The organism is Paenibacillus lycopersici, from assembly GCF_010119935.1.
Classification (GTDB): domain Bacteria; phylum Bacillota; class Bacilli; order Paenibacillales; family Paenibacillaceae; genus Paenibacillus_Z; species Paenibacillus_Z lycopersici.
Genome location: NZ_CP048209.1, coordinates 128,661 through 148,233, shown reverse-complemented (window position 1 = coordinate 148,233; position 19,573 = coordinate 128,661). Strand labels below are relative to the sequence as shown.

General features: G+C 48.0%; 16 protein-coding genes and 1 pseudogene. 12 read left to right on the top strand and 5 right to left on the bottom strand.

What is annotated here, in order from left to right; all coding sequences use genetic code 11:
- Window positions 1-45: 45 nt before the first annotated feature.
- Window positions 46-852 (top strand): MBL fold metallo-hydrolase, encoded by an 807-nt coding sequence (locus tag GXP70_RS00610; RefSeq protein ID WP_162354703.1) that lies wholly within the window; start codon window positions 46-48, stop codon window positions 850-852.
- On the opposite strand, the gene GXP70_RS00605 is transcribed toward GXP70_RS00610, so the two are convergent.
- Window positions 821-1,042 carry a hypothetical protein gene (locus GXP70_RS00605; RefSeq protein WP_162354702.1) on the bottom strand — a complete coding sequence of 74 codons (222 nt, stop codon included), beginning with the start codon at window positions 1,040-1,042 and terminating at the stop codon, window positions 821-823. The two genes, GXP70_RS00610 and GXP70_RS00605, sit on opposite strands and share 32 nt — an antisense overlap.
- Before the next feature lie 234 nt (window positions 1,043-1,276).
- Between GXP70_RS00605 and GXP70_RS00600 the strand changes: the two genes are divergently transcribed.
- From GXP70_RS00600 to rlmH, 3 genes are all read left to right on the top strand, one after another.
- Window positions 1,277-2,698 carry a S1C family serine protease gene (locus GXP70_RS00600; protein WP_162354701.1) on the top strand — a complete coding sequence of 474 codons (1,422 nt, stop codon included), beginning with the start codon at window positions 1,277-1,279 and terminating at the stop codon, window positions 2,696-2,698.
- Between the two features lie 126 nt (window positions 2,699-2,824).
- Window positions 2,825-2,998, top strand: coding sequence for a CxxH/CxxC protein (locus GXP70_RS00595; protein WP_162354700.1), 174 nt, complete (start codon window positions 2,825-2,827; stop codon window positions 2,996-2,998).
- Between the two features lie 3 nt (window positions 2,999-3,001).
- Entirely contained in the window at window positions 3,002-3,481 is a 480-nt protein-coding gene (gene rlmH, locus GXP70_RS00590) for a 23S rRNA (pseudouridine(1915)-N(3))-methyltransferase RlmH (protein WP_162354699.1), read from the top strand.
- A 993-nt stretch (window positions 3,482-4,474) separates the two neighbouring features.
- On the opposite strand, the gene GXP70_RS00585 is transcribed toward rlmH, so the two are convergent.
- The 3 genes from GXP70_RS00585 to GXP70_RS00575 form a co-directional block, all read right to left on the bottom strand.
- Entirely contained in the window at window positions 4,475-5,758 is a 1,284-nt protein-coding gene (locus tag GXP70_RS00585) for an IS110 family RNA-guided transposase (RefSeq protein WP_162354698.1), read from the bottom strand.
- Window positions 5,759-5,819: 61 nt separating this feature from the next.
- The gene (locus GXP70_RS00580) at window positions 5,820-6,863 is read right to left on the bottom strand and encodes a recombinase family protein (protein ID WP_162354697.1); all 1,044 of its coding nucleotides are present in this window, start codon (window positions 6,861-6,863) and stop codon (window positions 5,820-5,822) included.
- A gap of 8 nt (window positions 6,864-6,871) precedes the next feature.
- Window positions 6,872-7,357, bottom strand: coding sequence for a helix-turn-helix transcriptional regulator (locus GXP70_RS00575; RefSeq protein WP_162354696.1), 486 nt, complete (start codon window positions 7,355-7,357; stop codon window positions 6,872-6,874).
- Between the two features lie 831 nt (window positions 7,358-8,188).
- Between GXP70_RS00575 and GXP70_RS00570 the strand changes: the two genes are divergently transcribed.
- From GXP70_RS00570 to GXP70_RS00550, 5 genes are all read left to right on the top strand, one after another.
- Window positions 8,189-8,545 (top strand): hypothetical protein, encoded by a 357-nt coding sequence (locus tag GXP70_RS00570; RefSeq protein WP_162354695.1) that lies wholly within the window; start codon window positions 8,189-8,191, stop codon window positions 8,543-8,545.
- Between the two features lie 5 nt (window positions 8,546-8,550).
- Window positions 8,551-8,742 (top strand): hypothetical protein, encoded by a 192-nt coding sequence (locus GXP70_RS00565; protein ID WP_162354694.1) that lies wholly within the window; start codon window positions 8,551-8,553, stop codon window positions 8,740-8,742.
- Window positions 8,743-9,616: 874 nt separating this feature from the next.
- Window positions 9,617-11,431: a type I restriction-modification system subunit M gene (locus tag GXP70_RS00560; protein ID WP_162354693.1), complete on the top strand. Its 1,815-nt coding sequence runs from the start codon at window positions 9,617-9,619 to the stop codon at window positions 11,429-11,431.
- Window positions 11,428-12,897 carry a restriction endonuclease subunit S domain-containing protein gene (locus tag GXP70_RS00555; RefSeq protein ID WP_225442614.1) on the top strand — a complete coding sequence of 490 codons (1,470 nt, stop codon included), beginning with the start codon at window positions 11,428-11,430 and terminating at the stop codon, window positions 12,895-12,897. The genes GXP70_RS00560 and GXP70_RS00555 overlap by 4 nt, the downstream gene beginning before the upstream one ends.
- A 1-nt stretch (window position 12,898) precedes the next feature.
- Window positions 12,899-13,162, top strand: coding sequence for a hypothetical protein (locus tag GXP70_RS00550; protein ID WP_162354692.1), 264 nt, complete (start codon window positions 12,899-12,901; stop codon window positions 13,160-13,162).
- Window positions 13,163-13,467: 305 nt separating this feature from the next.
- Here GXP70_RS00550 and GXP70_RS00545 read toward each other — a convergent pair whose 3' ends face one another.
- Complete coding sequence (locus GXP70_RS00545) at window positions 13,468-14,418, bottom strand: ketopantoate reductase family protein (RefSeq protein ID WP_162354691.1); 951 nt, start codon at window positions 14,416-14,418, stop codon at window positions 13,468-13,470.
- Between the two features lie 165 nt (window positions 14,419-14,583).
- Here GXP70_RS00545 and GXP70_RS00540 point away from each other — a divergent pair, with 165 nt between their 5' ends.
- From GXP70_RS00540 to GXP70_RS30220, 3 genes and pseudogenes are all read left to right on the top strand, one after another.
- Entirely contained in the window at window positions 14,584-15,168 is a 585-nt protein-coding gene (locus tag GXP70_RS00540; RefSeq protein WP_162354690.1) for a TetR/AcrR family transcriptional regulator, read from the top strand.
- Between the two features lie 314 nt (window positions 15,169-15,482).
- Window positions 15,483-15,605: a hypothetical protein gene (locus GXP70_RS30025; protein WP_263864073.1), complete on the top strand. Its 123-nt coding sequence runs from the start codon at window positions 15,483-15,485 to the stop codon at window positions 15,603-15,605.
- Between the two features lie 180 nt (window positions 15,606-15,785).
- Window positions 15,786-19,556, top strand: a pseudogene (locus GXP70_RS30220) (leucine-rich repeat protein); the annotation flags it as partial.
- Between the last annotated feature and the right edge of the window lie 17 nt (window positions 19,557-19,573).

Sequence of the window (19,573 nt, the reverse complement as noted above, 5' to 3'; positions counted from 1 at the left end):
CATGGGGCGGCGGGCGGCTATGGGGAAAGGACAGGTTTGGGGAGTATGGGACTTCGATTTACGGTACTGGGAAGCGGTTCGACGGGGAATGCGACGATCGTGAAAGGGCAGGACGCCACGGTGCTCGTGGACGCGGGCTTAAGCGCCAAGCGGCTCGATGAGCTGATGCGGGAGCAGGGCGTGGCGGGCCATGAGATCAAGGCGATCGTCGTGACGCATGAGCATTCCGATCATATTAAGGGACTTGGCGCATTGGCCCGAAAATTCAATGTGCCCATCTACGCCAACGAGGCCACTTGGGGCGCGTTGGAGCGGCATGTGGGGCAGATCGGAAGCGAGCAGCGCGTCGTCTTCGAGACGGGCGAGACGCTGCAATTCGGCGCGCTGCGCACGACCTCGTATGCGATCTCGCATGACGCGGCGGAGCCGGTCGGCTATGTATTCGAGGAGGACGGGCTGAAGCTCAGCCTCGCCACCGACCTCGGGTACGTGAGCGACAAGGTGCGCCTCATGATCGAGGATTCCGACGTGCTCGTGCTGGAGTCGAATCATGACGTGAATATGCTGCGCATGGGGCGCTACCCGTGGAACATCAAGCGGCGCATCCTGAGCGATGTCGGACACTTGTCCAACGAGGCCGCGGGAGAAGCGCTCTGCCAGCTGATGACGGACCGGACGAAGCGGGTGTATCTGGCCCACCTGAGCCTGGATCATAATCTGATTGATTTGGCGCGGATTACGGTGAATGATGTATTGGAGAGCAACGGTTTCTTCTTCAAGCGGGACGAGCATCCGCTGCGGGAAACGTATCATGACCGGCCTACGGCATGGGATGAAGTGAGGCGGAAATAAGCTCGTCCAATTCGGCGTCGAGCGAGCGGACCTTCAGCTCCAGCTCCTCCGGCGCGAGAAGGCCCTTATCGATCAGCAGCTCGGTGACGGCGCTGATGGTCAGCAAGGTGCGGTAATGGTCTTCCTTGAGATCGGCCAGCTTGGCTGCGAGGTTCAGCTGCTCCAGCGCTGCGGATGCTTTGCGCGGCATGGGGTTTCCTCCTTTGGTGGAACGGGATTGGGTTGGGGCCTAACGATATATTCGGGAGATCCGGGTGGTAGATTCCGCGCCAGCGATTCTCCCTGGCGGATGAACCGGGCGGGAAGCACGCACGCTAGCGGCGTATCCCATCTACTACCATTGTAGTCCAATCTACCGATATCATTCCTAGATTCGAAAAATAATGATCTTGATGTCCCCGGGCGTCGAGAGGAGCGATTATAGATGAGCTTATTCGATGATGATTTTTATTCGACGCGGATATCGCGGCGGGCACGGGCAACGTTCCAGTCACAGCGGGAGCTGCCGTTCAAGCGCCGGGGCTTCCGCTGGACGCCGCTCAAGGTCGCGGTGATCTCTTCCGTCATCAGCGCAGCGGCCGTCGTGCTCGTATTCGCGCTCTTTACGGGATTCGACCGCCACGAGAGCACGGTCAGCGCAGTGGCGGGCGTGACGAAGGTGGGCATGAACGACAGCGATCCGCTCGAGAAGACGATCACCGCGGCCGCGAAGGTGCGGCCGGCTGTCGTGAGCATCATTAACGAGCAGTCCAGGCCGGTTACTTCCGGCGGCGCTGCTCCGGACAAGGACAGCGCCGCCGGCGCCCCGGCCTTGGAGCAGGCGGCGCTGGGATCGGGATTTATATTCGAGAAAGTGAACGGCAAGGCGCATATTCTGACGAACAATCACGTCATCGCCGACGCGGCGGCCGTCAAAGCGGTGCTCAGCAACGGCGACACGCGGGATGCGAAGGTCATCGGCAAGGACGACATTACGGATCTCGCGGTGCTCGAAATCGATGACCGCGGCATCGATACGGTAGCGCATTTCGGGGAGTCGGACGACTTGCGCGCGGGCCAATGGGTCATGGCGATCGGCAATCCGCTCGGCCTCAGCGATTCGCTGTCCATGGGCATCGTGAGCAAGACGAAACGGATCATTCCGATATCGCTCAGCCAGGACGGCAATTATGATTGGGAGCAGGAAGTCATCCAGATCGACGCGTCGATCAACCAGGGCAACAGCGGCGGACCGCTGATCGATCTGGACGGCAACGTCATCGGCATCAACAGCATGAAGATCGCCGATTACGGCGTGGAGGGCGTCGGCTTCGCGATCCCGTCCCATCAGGCACTGCCGATCGTGAAGAGTCTGCTGGCTTACGGCAAAGTGAAGCGTCCGTACTTGGGCGTGTATACGATGGACCTGGCGCAATATTTCGCCCAGGCGGCGGCAGCCCAGGACGACGGCATCGGCAGCGGAGCGACCGGTCCCAGCGGCGGCCAATCGGGCGTGGACGGCTTCGCGGGCGACCATGGCGGATCGCCCGGGGACGAAGGCAGCAGCAGCCAGCCGCCCGTTGGCGACGACGATACGATCGTCGCGCCGCGCAGCGACTTGAAGCTGCCGGGTGACGTGCAGGACGGCGTCATCGTGCTGCAGGCGGTCGGGCCGGCCGAGGCGGCGGGCCTTGCCTTCAACGATGTCATCGTGAAGCTGGACAATCAGCCGATTACGAGCACGATGGATCTGCGCAAGTATCTGTACGGCAAGAAGCATATCGGCGATAGCATCGAAGTGACCTTCTACCGCGACGGCAAGAAGCAGACGGCGACGTTTAAGCTGGAAGAGAAAACGGAAGACTAAGCGATAGCATCGCGAAGACGAATCAGCCCGTGCGGCCCGGAAGCGGGACTGCGTTTGACGGGCTGATTTTGCTTTGCGTACAATAGAGGGTATACGCTTAATTCAGAGCTGGAGGAACGGTCATTTATGTATTGTGTATGCAAAGAGCATGTAGAGCTGGCAATCGATAAATTCGTGGACGAGTATGAGGACGCGCCGGACATCGTCGATCTGGTCACGACGAAGTTCGCGGAATGGGACCCGCCCGTCACGTGCGAGATGGGGCAGTGCGATCATATTGCGGCATATCTGGTGGTGTAGCCGATGCATATTCAAATTGCGGCGGTCGGGAAGCTGAAGGAGAAATACCTCGTGCTCGGGATCGCCGAATACGCGAAGCGTCTGGGCCCGTACGTGAAGCTCACGCTCACGGAGGTCGCGGACGAGCGGGCGCCCGAGACGATGAGCGCCGCCGAGGAAGCCATTGTGCGCGAGCGCGAGGGTGAGCGGCTGCTCGCGACGATCAAGCCGGATGCGCATGTGATCGCGCTGGCGCTGGACGGGGAGCTCTGGTCGAGCGAGGACCTCGCCGGCCAGCTCGATTCTTTAGCCACGTACGGGCGGAGCCACGTGGCTTTTGTCATTGGCGGGAGCAACGGGCTCGCGCCCGCCGTCCTGAAGCGCGCTCAGCAGAAGCTCAGCTTCGGGCGCATGACGCTGCCGCACCAGCTGATGCGGCTGGTGCTGCTGGAGCAGGTGTACCGGGCGGTGAAGATTAACCGGGGGGAACCGTATCATAAATAAATGTGAAATATTCGACGTGTAAGGAAGCTCATCACTTCCTTCTTGGGGGTGTTGCGAGGGCTTTTTGGAGTTGGTTGATTGAGGAATCTTTAGCTGAATGTTGAGATTGATGTTCTTTAAGTCCCTTTCAGGGGTTAGGGTAATATCATTGACCAATGTCTTTAGAAAATGCTTTTGCTTGTCTACATCAGATTGGGAAAACACATTTGCAAAGTCCGTTATGATTTTCAGGATTTCTTTCTCGGGTAGTTCTGCGCTACTATCACCACTTAGTAAAAACTGAATTTCTTCACGCTTAGATTGAAGCCGTTTAGCATCCTGTTCAATGGCTTCTTTTTTGCTTTTAAACATTTGACTGTCGATAATGTCTGCGTAGAACAGTTGGAAAGTCTTATCGAGATTGGACTCAATTTTGGCTAGCTCATGCTCGATTAACGCTAGCTCTTTCTTAAGAGGAGCAATTCGCTTCTTCTTATCTGTGTTTACATTCCTAATAACTTCTCTAATGATTTCGGGTTGCTGTATTGATGTGGTGAGTCGTTCTACTACTTTTTTCTCGATTATCTCTGCCTTAACCGTGTTTGAACTACAGACAGAAGTTCCTTCCCTCTGGTAATAATGGTTTTTCTCACGTATGCTCTCTCATTCGCAGGATTTCAAGTGCATTGGACAGGTGACAGAAGCTAGGCAAGGTAGCCGACTCCCCAAGCAAAGCGCAGGCGGGCATGCGGGAATAGAGGATGCCATAGAAGCTCCTTTGCTCCCTGCTCTGCTGCACGTTTTCTTCACGCTGGCTTGAGGGTTCACCATCCCATGTCTCTACGGGTCTACGCCCTTACCTTCCTTCGTTATACCTACCCAAGCGGTGAAGTCCGATCGCTTTTATTTGACGGGTCTGTGCCCTTGCGGAACTTCCATTCGGTACTCCGTGCTTTCTTTTTCTATCCCGCGAATGGGACAACATACGTAAGTGACGGGGGTTCGCTCTTCAGACTAGGTCGCGTTTCGCAGCGGGGCAGCCTTTTGTTCCTGAAAGGCTTCGCCGCTGTGTGCAAGGGCAACCAGAATGCGGCAGAGCTTGCCCACAAGCTTCAACACCGAGTGTATGCCTTTCTGACGTAGGGTCTTGATGTTGTACGTATGCCAGCGTTTAAAACCCGCATGGTTGCAGAGCAGCATCATGACCGCCAGGTACAGATATTTGCGCAGTTGCCTTCGCCCTCGTTTGGCAAGTTTCACTTGCCCTTTGCAGGTGCCGGAGCTGCGCTCGGCCAGGTTCAGCCCCGCCAGCGCCAGTAATTGCTGACCATGGGTGTAGCGCCGCAGATCGCCAGTATTGGCAAGGATCACGGCCATGAACCAGGGGCTGAGTCCGACTTCCTGCAAGGGACGCAGGACAGCCGGCGGTAGTCGCTCCAGCAGGGCGGCGATTTCCACATCCACCTCGGCTTGCTGAGCCAGTAGATGCTCATACCGCGCAAGGAGCCGTTGAATGCGCCGGCCAAGTTCCGCTGCCTCCGTGACTCCGATGGAGCGCCCGGCGGCCAGGAGCAACTGGCTGGCGATTTGGATGCCCGTTGTTCCTCCAGCTCGCTTCAAGCCGCTCGTCCGCCACCCTTCGATCAGCTCGGGGAGCGTGTTGGCAAGGATGTCCGCGGGCAGGGGGAAACTGCGCAAGGTCGCTCGTGCACGACTGCCGTCCCAGTGTTTAAAGACCGACCAGAATTCCGGAAACACCTGATCGATCGCCGTCTGAAGTTGATTGTCGATGACGGTGAGGGCATCGCTCATCGCCTCGCGTTCATTGACCAAGGCGTGCAGCTGCCGGTAGACCGGATCGTGAACCACCCACTCCGTGTAGTACCCGCGAGAGACGACGTCGCCGATGGTCACGGCGTCCTTTGCATCGTTTTTGGAAGGTTTGTTATCTCGGTTTTCTTTATTCCGTTTCGTCGTCAGCGGATTGACCAGAACGACGGTAAGTCCTCGTTTACGCAGGGCGAAGGCCACATTGAGAAAGTAATGTCCCGTCGATTCGGCGCCGAAGATAACTTCCGTAAACCCATACGCCCGTTGCAAGTCCTGTACCCACCGCAGCAAGCGTTCAAGGCCATCGGCATGATTGGAGAAAACGAGCTTGCGGCCTTGCTGGATCCCGCGCAAGTTCACGGCAGCTGCGACATGCGTTTCTTTGGCAATGTCAATTCCGACGATAAGATGCTGAGGGGTAATTTTTTCAATCCGTTGATTAATGGCGTTCGATGCGTTAAACTTCATGGTATGAGTGTCCTCCTGGTGGATGATGGCGATTAAGGGCTCTGACCCGTTACAATCCATCTTACCAGAGGCACTCTTTTCTGTTCCAAGGCGATTTCTTAGCCTCTACAGGAATTTTGTAATGGAAGTTACCGCAAACATAATTTCTATAATGCACTATACCGCTCTTTATCTGTCGAGTATGATTAGTGCCAACCATTCCCGCACCACATTTTGGACAGCGCAGGAAGCCTGCTAAGGGGAACTTTCCGGTATAAAGTCTACTTGGTGTAAATGTCTTTTTATTGATTAAGTCTTGGGCAGTATCCCAAGTTTCCAAAGATATGATTGATTGATGCTTACCGTCTACAATTAGAGGTTCCTGTGTTCCTTTTCTTCGCTTCTCATTCCAATTGTTTTGCTTGTTCCATCTTATCTTCCCTATGTAAGTGGGGTTATGAAGTATGGTTCTGATTGAGTTCACAGAGAAAGGATTGCCATTCTTACCTGTGTAACCCTCATGATTCATTTGATTAGCAATGCTTTTCAAACCTTTGCATTGGCAATAAAGTTCGAATATCTTTTGAACAATAAAGGCTTCTTTTTCATTAGGAATTAGCTTTCCTTCTTCAATGTCATAACCTAGAATTGTGCCTCCACACCATTCACCTTGTCGGGCTTTTTGACGCATTCCGAGCTTAACATTCTCGGCTAGTTGATTTCTTTCAAATTCTGCAAATGTGCCAAGCATTTGAAACATAGCCTTACCTGATGGAGAAGATGTATCAAATTGTTCGGTCATGGAGATAAAACCAATTCCCTGTTTTTGAAGTGTGCTTACGATTTGAAGCAAATCGATTTGAACGCGAGACATTCGGCTTGTTTTCCAAACGATTACATTCGAGAAAATGCCTAGTCGAGCATCTTCTAATAGTGATTGGATGCCTTTTCGACCCTGAATGCTTTTACCGCTGATTCCTTCATCACGATATTCTTTGATGATGGAATAACCTTTTGCTTTGCAAAAGCCTCTTAGGTTCTCAAGTTGGGCATCAATAGAATACCCCTCTTCTGCTTGTTCCTCTGTACTGACTCGTACATAGATGGCTACTTTAATATCCTTCATGTATCCCATTACTCTCCTTGTTTAATTAATTCGATTTCTAATCTAATTCGTTTCAGCAATCGTCGTATTTCAACATCTGTTATTTCTAAAACTTCGCTGATGGTTTCCCCCGCTCCAACTACGGTAATAACGCAATTCGATTTCTTGCTTTGGTTTTCACTATTAGAACTAGCAACTGATGAAACATCTCCAATTTCAAATGGCTCAATATCGGATAGATTGTCATAGAAATCATCATAGAAAATCTCTTGATGTACTCTGAAGTACTTCGCGATGGCAATAACCGTCTTATAGGACGGGTTGGTAATCTTCCCTTTCTCGATTTGTAATATGTTCTGTGGTGTTACACCTGCTTCGTTGGCTACTCTGCTTGCGGAGTAGTTTTCTTTGCCATAAAGCTCGATAAGAAATTCTCGAATCATTCTAATGCGCGTTCCTAGTTTAGAGACCTTTAGTTTTTCGAGTTCTTCCTTAGTAATAGTTCTAACTTTCATATCATCACTCCTTAACTGTTTGAATTAATTTTACAACAACACACCCCAAATTAGCAAGTATAAGTGATTTAAATGTAATTATAATTGGTTTATCCTTGTGAAAATCGAGGTTCATGTGTAATAATGTTATATATAATAACTTATAAGTTATATTGGTGGTGATAGAATGCAAAATAAGACTGAAGCAGATGCGGCGGTTCAAAACAAGGAACTTGTCTCCATTATTAGTCAAATTGTTATCGACTTCATTAACAAGAAGCCAACGGAACAAGTTGCAAATGAAAAGTAAAACTCCAGTAGGTTATCTGCTGATGACATAGATAGTTAATAGGAAAGGAGATGACTAGGGATGAATAGACAACACAACTTTAGCTGTAGGTTTAACGAGAAATATCTTAGACACATATTAGCCGTCGAGAGATACTCCAACCTAAGCGCACGAGAGTATTTTGAGAAATGCATGGAGAGACATATGACTGAAGAGCCTGTCATTGTGGAATTAGCTCGTAATATCGAGATTGATGAAGCCGAATAAATAAGGGTTTTCCTAATGTGAAATTGGCAGTGATTTAATGGATAGTTTGCCATTGGTCGATTAGGGGGGATAACAAATGCATTCACGAAACAAGATACAACCTAGATGGTTGTCTCTTTTGTTGGTGTGAAAATATAAAAATATAGACATAGCATATTTTTTCGATATTAAGCAGTTAAGTATATGAGGCAGGTCTCGGATGCCCTGCCGCATTGTTTCAATACTCCAAATGAGATAGTTGGTCACTATCTCATTAACGTGCAATACATAAATATATAAGATGAAGGAGAGCAAATATGGAACTAATTTGCATAGGTCGATATGAGCATAATGGGCTGATTGCTTATGTTGCAAGACAACAAATTATCTACAACCGCGAACAGTCTATTTATATCGACATAACTGCGCTAGCAGACAAATTGAAATTGACAAAAGACAGGTTGAATACGCTTATTAACAGTAGCATTCAAGCTAAGAACTCGGTTTCAAGAATTAAGATGGGGAATACAGATAGATTTGTATTTGGTATTAAGACGACGGGGCTAAATAGTCTATATAGTATTCTAACCGAACAAGTCGATGGTTCAGTATTGAGGTTGATTAAAGATGAAATTAAGCAACTTGTATCTAATATTGCAGGTGTAGGGAGGTAAAACGCATGAAGGAAGGACAGTTTCTTAAGTTGGGTACAAAAGCTCGACAATATATAAACTTCAAAAGTAAAGCCACAGGACAAAGCATTTCATTAGTTGTGGAGGACTTAATCGAGCGTGACATGATACTTAATTATGAGGTATATACACGCATGGAGGAGTTTTTCAAATCAAATACAGATTATCATTCAGAATGATTATATATAGATTATATGAAATCGGTTTGTTACTTGGGTATTAAGCCAAGTTGTAATACAACATAATATTGACCGTGAGCCTTGTGAGTCTATCCCTTGCGGTAGGGGAATGAAATATGACTTACAGATAATCCAGACGCTTGACCAAGGTACACTTGGGTACTCTTATAGAGTTACGACGAGGGCGGATGTTCCGTGGATGGTGACCACCCCGAATGATGGAGCCGCTCTGCTTCGGGACACTAACGGGTTAGAGCCGGTACTAGCGGTATTCAGAAGTGCTGGATAACATCCAGCGACCGTCCTGCGATGCGACTATGTTGCCACTGGAAACTGTGGAGAGACGACATAGTCGTATTTGAGGTATGCAACAAAAGGGGTGTGACTCCCCGGCGCGTAAAGGCAGACCTGATGACGCCCATTACATAGATAATGATAAGTGAAGAAAGCGAACGAACAATCGAAGCCACTCCGATGGGAGTTGAGTTTATACGCTTACCCTAAAACATAGGGTAAGGGTTGCTATGCCCATTTATGAGTATCACAATAAGCAACCCCGTCTCACTCACTTCTCTCTGCTCTCCTCAGGGAGTTGAGGAAATGAGAAGTACATTATTATCGTTCTGATTCCTGTTATACGATTCTTGAACGATATGAATCCAGCCATAAATTGCTTTTGTTCCGAGCATCGTAAAAGGATAAAATAGAAAAACTGTATCTTAATATGATTCAAAAAAGTATAATTAAATAAGAACACCCGTTCCTTTCTGTCGCGTTAATAGAAAACATGAATTATTTATAAGTATGACTTTTGCAGGATTTTGTCGTTATAACACGAACTTAAATTGTAATAAAGTGTAGAGGGAGTTTCGATATGCCAGACAATGCAACGCTGCATACTGATGAAGTTAAAGATGGGTACTTAATTGACTTTATCTCGGGTAAGATGGTCAAAGATACACCTGAAGAACGTGAAGCAGTTCAAGTTTTTTCCGAGATTCTTGTAAAAGATTACGGTTATCCTAAAGAGCATATTCAGACACGCCCACAATGGCGTGTTAAGGTCAGACCTTCTGATAAAAAGAAAGAGTATCCTATTGATATTGCTGTCTTTGACAATTCTAATAAGCACGAAGATGATATATCTATCATTATTGAGTGTAAAAAGAAAAATCGGAAAGATGGCAGGAGCCAACTTGAAGATTATTTAAGATTCTCAAAAGCAAGAATGGGAGTCTGGTTTAACGGGGAGCAAAGGCTATTTCTTGTAAAGACTGAAAAGGCAGGGAAAGTTCTTTTTGAAGAAATACCGAATATTCCTCGTTATGGGCAAAGGCTTGAGGATGTTGGGCAATTTACTCGTAAAGATTTGAAGCCAGCAACAAATCTAAAGGTTGTATTTAAAACAATCCGAAACTACCTGGCTGCAAATGCTGTTGGAGCAACAAGAGATGAAATCTTTGCACAACAGCTTATTAACCTTATATTCTGTAAGATTTATGATGAGAGATTTACAAAGTCAGGGGATATTGTTACTTTCAGAGCGGGCATTGATGAAGAAGATACAAAAGTAAAAGAACGCGTCGTCAAACTGTTTGAAAAAGTTAAAACGCAGTATAGCGATGTAATTGAAGTTGCTGACTCAATTACATTAGATGCTAACAGTCTAACTTATGTTGTTGGCGAACTTCAAAACTATTGTCTTGTAGACAGCGAGCGTGATGCTGTTGCCGAAGCGTTTGAAATCTTTATTGGACCATCACTTAAAGGACCACAGGGACAATTTTTCACGCCTCGAAATGTAGTGAAAATGATTGTTGATATGATTGACCCTTCTCCAACTGATAAGATTATTGACCCTGCCTGTGGTAGTGGTGGCTTCTTGGTTGAGGCACTTAGATATGTATGGAATAAAGTTGAAGCGCAAGGTACGGAATTGGGATGGCCGGAGCATGAAATATTTTCAGAGAAGCAAAAGGTTGCCATCCGAAACTTTCGTGGCATAGATAAGGATAGCTTCTTGAGCAAGGTAGCCAAGGCTTACATGGCTATACTTGGTGACGGGCGCGGGGGAGTCTTCTGTGAAAACAGTTTGGAAACACGCGAAAATTGGTCATCAGCAACAAGAGGTGAAATTAACTTTGGTGGATTTGATGTAGTTCTTACTAATCCTCCATTTGGGAAAAAGCTAGCAATTGATTCTGAAGATATCCTTAGTCGATATGATTTAGGTCATGTTTGGAAAATGAATGATTCAGGAGAATTTGAGAAGGCAGGAAGACAAGAAAAACAACCTCCGCAAATATTATTTATTGAGCGTTGTTTAGATTTGCTAAGAACAGGTGGCAAAATGGGCATTGTGTTACTTGAGAGTACATTTGGAATGCCTAAATACCGTTATGTGGTCGATTATTTAACCAAGAGAGCAAAAATAAATGCCATAGTTGCGATGCCAGAGGATTTATTCCAACCGCATACACATGCTAAAACTTGTGTTGTTATCTGCGAGAAAGTTGATGAAGTCCCGACAGAACCTTATCCAATCTTTATGAGTGAAGTCGAATGGTGTGGACATGATAGCAGGGGGAACCCAACCTATAGAGTCAATGCTGATGGAAAGAGAGTCCTGCTCGATGATACGGTTAATGTTGCGGCTATTTATCACGACGGGAGAAGAAAAAGAAAATGATAAGTTACTGGATTAATTCAGACCTAATCTCCGACAGTATTTTTATCCCGAAATACTACAACCCTGAACTAATTGGGAAAATAAACGCTTTACAACCAACTCATAGTTGCATGAGCATTAAGGAACTATCAGAGAATGGAATAATACAGTTCTATACTGGTCACGAAATCGGAAAGAATGCTTATGGCACTGGGGACATTCCGTTTGTAAGGACATCGGATATTTCCAATTGGGAGATAAAAACTATCCCCAAACAAGGTGTAAGCAGAGATATTTATAATGAGTTTGCATCGGTACAGGACGTTCAAGAGGGAGATATACTGTTTGTCAGGGACGGAACGTATCTTATCGGAAATAACTGCTTTATAACCAAAGTAGATAAGGAACTTTTGTTTCAATCGCATATACTAAAAGTCAGGGTACTTAAACCTGAATATATTGAGCCAGAACTTCTGTTTTTGCTTTTTAATACGGATTTAGTTCAAGAGCAAATTAGGTCGTTTCAATTTACTGCCGATATTATTGACACAATAGGTCAGCGTTTTAATGAAATCATTCTACCAATACCTAAGGACAGAGCCTTTAGGACAGAAGTAGTTACAAAGTTACAGAAGGCTCTATCAGAAAGAGTTATTGGGAAGGCATTCATTAAACATATGCCTAAAATAATTGAACAGGTATTGTTAAATGATGATATTGATGAGATTCGAAAGTTAGAAGCGTTGAGTATTGATGAAATCACATCACTAATTACAACTGAAACCATTACATCGGAATTTGGTGGATTCAATTGTTTTACACTCACTTCTTCGCAGATAAAAGATTCTATTTTCATTCCTAAATATTATGACCCCACAATTGAAAAGGAACTTAAGGAACTAGAGCATAATTGTGAGCTAGTTAGTATGGGTGAACTTAAACAAAGTGGTGTTATAACGTATTATACAGGCGATGAAATTGGAAAAATGGCTTATGGAACAGGGAGTATCCCGTTTATAAGAACATCAGATTTTTCAAATTGGGAGATAAAGCATAACCCTAAACAAGGTATTTCAGAGGAAATATACCAAGAATACGCAACAAGAGAAGATGTTCGGGAACACGATGTTCTCTTGGTAAGAGACGGTACTTATTTGGTGGGGTCGTCATGCATTATTACCGAGTATGATGCTAAATCCTTGTATTGTGGTGGTCTATACAAAATAAGATGTAATGATTGGAAGCGTATTGACCCATTTTTGCTCTTAGGTCTACTTAATTCCTATATCGTAAAGAGGCAAATACGTACTAAGCAGTTTACAAGGGACGTAATTGATACTATAGGTAACAGAATTGATGAAGTCGTCATCCCGATTCCAAAAAGCGAGATGACGAAGAAGAAAATTAGTGATTTTATTAAGAATATAGTCGAGACTAGAATACATTCTCGTGAGGAAATTTCCTCACTGGCAAGGAAAGTTATCTAAATTGAATAAAGAACAAATTCACACATCAAAGACCATCGTTTCTGTTGGCTTTGATGTTGTTTTTTTGGAGGATGCTATGAAGAAGGGGTCAAAAGTAGTATGGGATAACCACTTTGAAGAATGCATTAAGCAAGGATTAAATGTTGAGGTATGGATGAAAGATGAAATGCAGGATAGTGGGAGAATCGAGTCATTTTCAAAAGAAAGCTTCAAAATAGATGGTGGTTACTTCCTTAGGAATAATGTGCTGATTCTAGTCGAATAGGCCGTTTTTTGTGCTTGACTCTGCGACAGGTGAATTAAAGTTGAAGAGTTTTTCTAAGATGAAAACCCCCTCCCCCTTCACAGCCTCATCTCGCTGCATGTGGTGTGCTACAAGCTTAAGGGTGATTGAATCCGTAGCTTCAACCTAAGGCGCTACAAGCCACGCTACAAGCCACTACAAGCGAAAGTAATGGATACACTATCAAAGAACAAAGCCTGCCGCATTTCACGACAGGCTTGTAAGTTTTCACATTTAGAGCGATACGCTGAACCGTATCATAAGTAGGGCGAAGTTGTAGCTATGAATTATTTAAAATGCTGCTCCATCGCTTCAAGACGAGGAAGCGACACGCCGAGGTTGTGTGCTTCAGCCAAAATATCGTTGGGAAAGTGGGCGAAAGATTCTTGCGAAATGTAGCCTGTTCGCTCCATTCTTTCCATAATGGCCGCGGGCACTGAGTTGCCTTTTAGTATTTTAAACGCAGCATAACCGATTAATCCGGCCGGCAATCGCATGGCAAAGGACGTGCCTAATCCGACTTTTCCCCCTTTGGCTGTTATCATGGGAAGCATTTCGCGCATGAGCCTGATTGCTTTCGCTACTTTTTTCGGTGATTGATAGAGGTTGCGGTAGCCTCCTTCTTTTAATGCTTCCGCAGCCATTCCTGCATTCATAATAAAGTGGAACCAATACCAGACGCGTATATCTTTCTGCCAAGAAAACGAAAAACCCGCTTGCCGGAAAAGCTCCACTACGCTCCGATGCCTCGGTGCAGAAGCAGCCGTTGCTTCGGTTTGCAAATAAATCGATTTAAGGAAACCCCCTTCAAGCTTGTTAGGGCTGCTAAAACCTCCGCCGGCACCAGGAAAGCCCCATATGATCTGCCCCATAGGCAATCCCTCCGCAAATTCGCGAAGATCTTTCCATACATTATTGAAGATAAGTATGGTTGCATTCCCTACATTCGGACCAATGACTTTCACAACATCTTCAAACTGATTATGATTAACGCTCAGCACGATCAGGTCATACGAATGATGGGGGCTAAGCTCCTCGATCATTCGAATAGGCCATTGTTCCTTTATAGGGACGCCTTTTAAACTTGTGCGGCCGTCCAATAGATCTAAATCTATGAAAGGACCGAATTGTTCCTTACGTCCCGGGCGGACGTAAAACTCCACTTCATGTCTCGCCTTTTCCAATGCCCATCCATATTGTGCAGAGATGACGCCACGACCGAACATTAATATTCTCATAAAGGTTACCCCCAGATTAGTTTTTAAATTAAGTAAGTCATATTTAAAAATAATATATCTGAGAGGATAATTTATGTCAATTTGTTTTTAAATATAACGCATAATGTTTAAAAACTAAGCAGAGTATGAGATAATAATGATATCCATGTTCAAAGGGGTAAACACGTGAATAAATACGAAGCCAGAACGAATAAGAAGAAAGACGCAATTATTCAATCAGCGCTTGAGCTATTCCGAGAAAAAGGCTACACGAATGTCAGTATTAATGAGTTAGCGGCGACCTCAGGAGTCTCCTCCGTGTCGATCTATAATTATTTTGGAAACAAGGAAGGGCTAGTTAAGGAATGCATGCGAATTCTGATTCGGGAAACGACGCAAGCCGTAGAATGCCTGATGAAAGAAGAGGTTGGCTTCAAAGATAAGCTGTTACGAGCTGTAGCGCTATGCGCCGAAATGCCGAATCAACTATTGGATCGCTATTTCTCTAAGGAAGCGATAGACGATAAAGTGTTTATCCAGTTATTTAGTGAAAGCGCGAAAGAAATTCGGATGGATATACTAAGCGTATTCATTGAGAGCGGCAGAGAGGAAGGGTCAATCGACTCCTCAATCTCTACAGAGACCGTGTTGGAGTATTTGCAAGCCATAGCCGGTATACAGGATCAATGGGGAACGGCTTCCGAATTTAGAACGAAAGCCGACGAGTTGTACAAGCTTATGCTGTATGGGCTAATCGGCCAGATCTGCTGACGAAGCATATCAACTACTTGCAAGAGCAAATCACGCATCTGCAATACGTAGAGCGCATCGCAGCCGAACGGAGGGCCATTTATGCCGATAGGCTTCTTCCCTTCCACTCGGCGGATTAAACAATAAAATGTTGCAGAGGTCTATCAGGGGCTCCCCGAGGTGAACGGGCCAACCTGTTTTTCTGACTTCGTACGACTTTCGTAGGACTACAAAAGCCTATTATTCGTTCTATCATGTCTTGATAGAGTCGAATAATAGGCTTTTGTCTTGTTACGCGAAGATCTCGCGCATGAACCCTTGCAGGAGGCATGAGGATGAACACAAGAAGTAGTGATGTGAAACGTAAAAAACGGGGTTGGATTTGGATGCTGCTCATCAGCATGTTTGTTCCCCTGTTGCCTACGCAGCAGGCTATGGTGGAGGTGGCTGGCGTTTAGGATTGGCAGCCCGTAGGCAGTACGGATTTCTCGGGAGGAGTTGTTGCTTATGCATCGACAGTGATAGACAGCAGCGGTACTCCTTATGTGTAAGCGTCAAACCCATTACACGTGCGCACATCCCCAAGTATCACCGGAAATAGCCATTTAACGCTTGGCAAATAATAATGAAGAAGGTGCATGAGTCATATGCGAGGGAGTTTTTCAAAAAAAAGGAAGTTGACGATTAGTCTGCTCGCGCTGGCACTGATTTCGCTAGGTTCGTGGGCAGGAGGTCATATTCGGGAGGCGAATGCGGATGTATCCGGAGATTATGTATACGCAATAAATGGCTCAGTCGCAACCATTACAAGCTATACAGGAACGAATAAAGTGATTAATATTCCTGCTTCGCTAGGTGGATATCCAGTTACGGGCATAGGAGATAAAGCATTTTATTATAAAGGCTTAACGAGTGTAACGATCCCGAACAGTGTAACGAGCATAGGAGATGAAGCATTTTATTATAACGGCTTAACGAGTGTGACGATCCCGAATAGTGTAACGAGCATAGGAAAATCTTCATTTTATCATAACAGCTTAACGAGTGTGACGATCCCGAACAGTGTAATGAGCATAGGGTCTTCTGCATTTTCTGCTAACAGCTTAACGAGTGTGACGATCCCGAACAGTGTAACGAGCATAGGGTCTTCTGCATTTGCTGCTAACCACTTAACGAGTGCGACAATCCCGAGCAGTGTAACGAGCATAGGGGATTATGTATTTTATTCCAACAGCTTAACGAGTGTGACGATCCCGAACAGTGTAACGAGCATAGGAGTTTATGCATTTGCTGGTAACCCATTAACGAGTGTGACGATCCCGAACAGTGTAACGAGCATAGGAGTTTATGCATTTTATCAGGACAGCTTAACGAGTGTGACGATCTCGAACGGTGTAACGAGCATAGGAGATCATGCATTTGATTCTAACCCATTAACGAGTGTGACGATCCCGAACAGTGTAACGAGTATAGGAGCTTATGCATTTTATCATAACAGCTTAACGAGTGTGACGATCCCGAACAGTGTAACAAGTATAGGAGCTTATGCATTTGCTACTAACCAATTAACGAGTGTGACGATCTCGAACAATGTAACGAGCATAGAAGAAGGTACATTTGCTACGAACCAATTAACGAGTGTGACGATCCCGAACAGTGTAACGAGCATAGGACGTGCTGCATTTAATACGAACCAATTAACGAGTGTGACGATCCCGAACAGTGTAACGAGCATAAGAGGGTATGCATTTTTTATTAACCCCTTAACGAATGTGATTGTTGAAGGCAATTCAACAATAATAGAAGTTAATGCGTTTGATTCCTTAGTGGATTTTTCGGTGATAGCTTTTGACCCTTCATCAGCGAAGACGTATGCTTCTGCGAATGGGAAAAAATTTATAAATATATTGTCTGCCGGGGTCAGCTATGCTCCAAACGGTGTATCCGAGGGAACACGAGCTAGTTCAACGAAGGTAACGGTAGTCGTACCTGCTTTGATCTCATTAGTTAAAACATATTACCAATGGTCTACATCGGTAACGGCACCAGAATGGGGGCCAGACGTGGAGTGGGTGGAGTTCACGAGCGGAGAAACGATTTCAACGCCGCCGACTGGAGGCGCGTGGTATTTGCACGTTCGTGTTGACGATTTGAATCCGGCTCATGGCGCAGGATATGCTTATTCAAATCCGTTTAACATTGTTTCTGTGCCGAGTGCTCCGACTGGCGTAACGGCAACTGCAGGGAACGGCACGGCGACGGTGAGTTTTACGGCTCCGGCGAGTGATGGGGGAAGTACGATCACGCTGTATACGGTCACGTCGAGTCCAGGGAATGTAACGGAAACAAGTACGACCGCGGGTCCGATCACGGTCACGGGGTTGACGAATGGCACGGCGTATACGTTCCAAGTCACGGCGACGAACTCCGTAGGCGAATCAGTGGGATCGGCCGCATCGGCGAGTGTGACGCCCGTCGCGCCGATCGGTGTGCCGGGTGCGCCGACTGGCGTAACGGCAATTGCAGGGAACGGCACGGCGACGGTGAGTTTTACGGCTCCGGCGAGTGATGGGGGAAGTACGATCACGCTGTATACGGTCACGTCGAGTCCAGGGAATGTAACGGAAACAAGTACGACCGCGGGTCCGATCACGGTCACGGGGTTGACGAATGGCACGGCGTATACGTTCCAAGTCACGGCGACGAACTCCGTAGGCGAATCAGTGGGATCGGCCGCATCGGCGAGTGTGACGCCCGTCGCGCCGATCGGTGTGCCGGGTGCGCCGACTGGCGTAACGGCAATTGCAGGGAACGGCACGGCGACGGTGAGTTTTACGGCTCCGGCGAGCGACGGGGGAAGTGCGATCACGCTGTATACGGTCACGTCGAGTCCAGGGAATGTAACGGAAACAAGTACGACCGCGAGTCCGATCACGGTCACGGGGTTGACGAATGGCACGGCGTATACGTTCCAAGTCACGGCGACGAATTCCGCAGGCGAATCAGCGGCATCGGCCGCATCGGCGAGTGTGACGCCCGTCGTGCCGATCGGTGTGCCGGGTGCGCCGACTGGCGTAACGGCAACTGCGGGGAACGGCACGGCGACGGTGCGTTTCACGGCTCCGGCGAGCGATGGGGGAAGTGCGATCACGCTGTATACGGTCACGTCGAGTCCAGGGAATGTAACGGAAACAAGTACGACCGCGGGTCCGATCACGGTCACGGGGTTGACGAATGGCACGGCGTATACGTTCCAAGTCACGGCGACGAATTCCGCAGGCGAATCAGCGGCATCGGCCGTATCGGCGAGTGTGACGCCCGTCGCGCCGATCGGTGTGCCGAGTGCGCCAACTGGCGTAACGGCAACTGCGGGGAACGGCACGGCGACGGTGAGTTTCACGGCTCCGGCGAGCGATGGGGGAAGTGCGATCACGCTGTATACGGTCACGTCGAGTCCAGGGAATGTAACGGAAACAAGTACGACCGCGGGTCCGATCACGGTCACGGGGTTGACGAATGGCACGGCGTATACGTTCCAAGTCACGGCGACGAATTCCGCAGGCGAATCAGCGGCATCGGCCGCATCGGCGAGTGTGACGCCCGTCGCGCCGATCGGTGTGCCGAGTGCGCCGACTGGCGTAACGGCAACTGCGGGGAACGGCACGGCGACGGTGAGTTTCACGGCTCCGGCGAGCGATGGGGGAAGTACGATCACGCTGTATACGGTCACGTCGAGTCCAGGGAATGTAACGGAAACAAGTACGACCGCGGGTCCGATCACGGTTACGGGGTTGACGAATGGCACGGCATATACGTTCCAAGTCACGGCGACGAATTCCGCAGGCGAATCAGCGGCATCGGCCGCATCGGCGAGTGTGACGCCCGTAGCGCCGATCGGTGTGCCGGGTGCGCCGACTGGCGTAACGGCAACTGCGGGGAACGGCACGGCGACGGTGAGTTTTACGGCTCCGGCGAGCGATGGGGGAAGTACGATCACGCTGTATACGGTCACGTCGAGTCCAGGGAATGTAACGGAAACAAGTACGACCGCGGGTCCGATCACGGTCACGGGGTTGACGAATGGCACGGCGTATACGTTCCAAGTCACGGCGACGAATTCCGCAGGCGAATCAGCGGCATCGGCCGCATCGGCGAGTGTGACGCCCGTAGCGCCGCCCGTAGCGCCACCCGGAGTGCTGACCGTCGCGCCGATCGGTGTGCCGAGTGCGCCGACTGGCGTAACGGCAATTGCAGGGAACGGCACGGCGACGGTGAGTTTTACGGCTCCGGCGAGCGATGGGGGAAGTGCGATCACGCTGTATACGGTCACGTCGAGTCCAGGGAATGTAACGGAAACAAGTACGACCGCGAGTCCGATCACGGTTACGGGGTTGACGAATGGCACGGCGTATACGTTCCAAGTCAC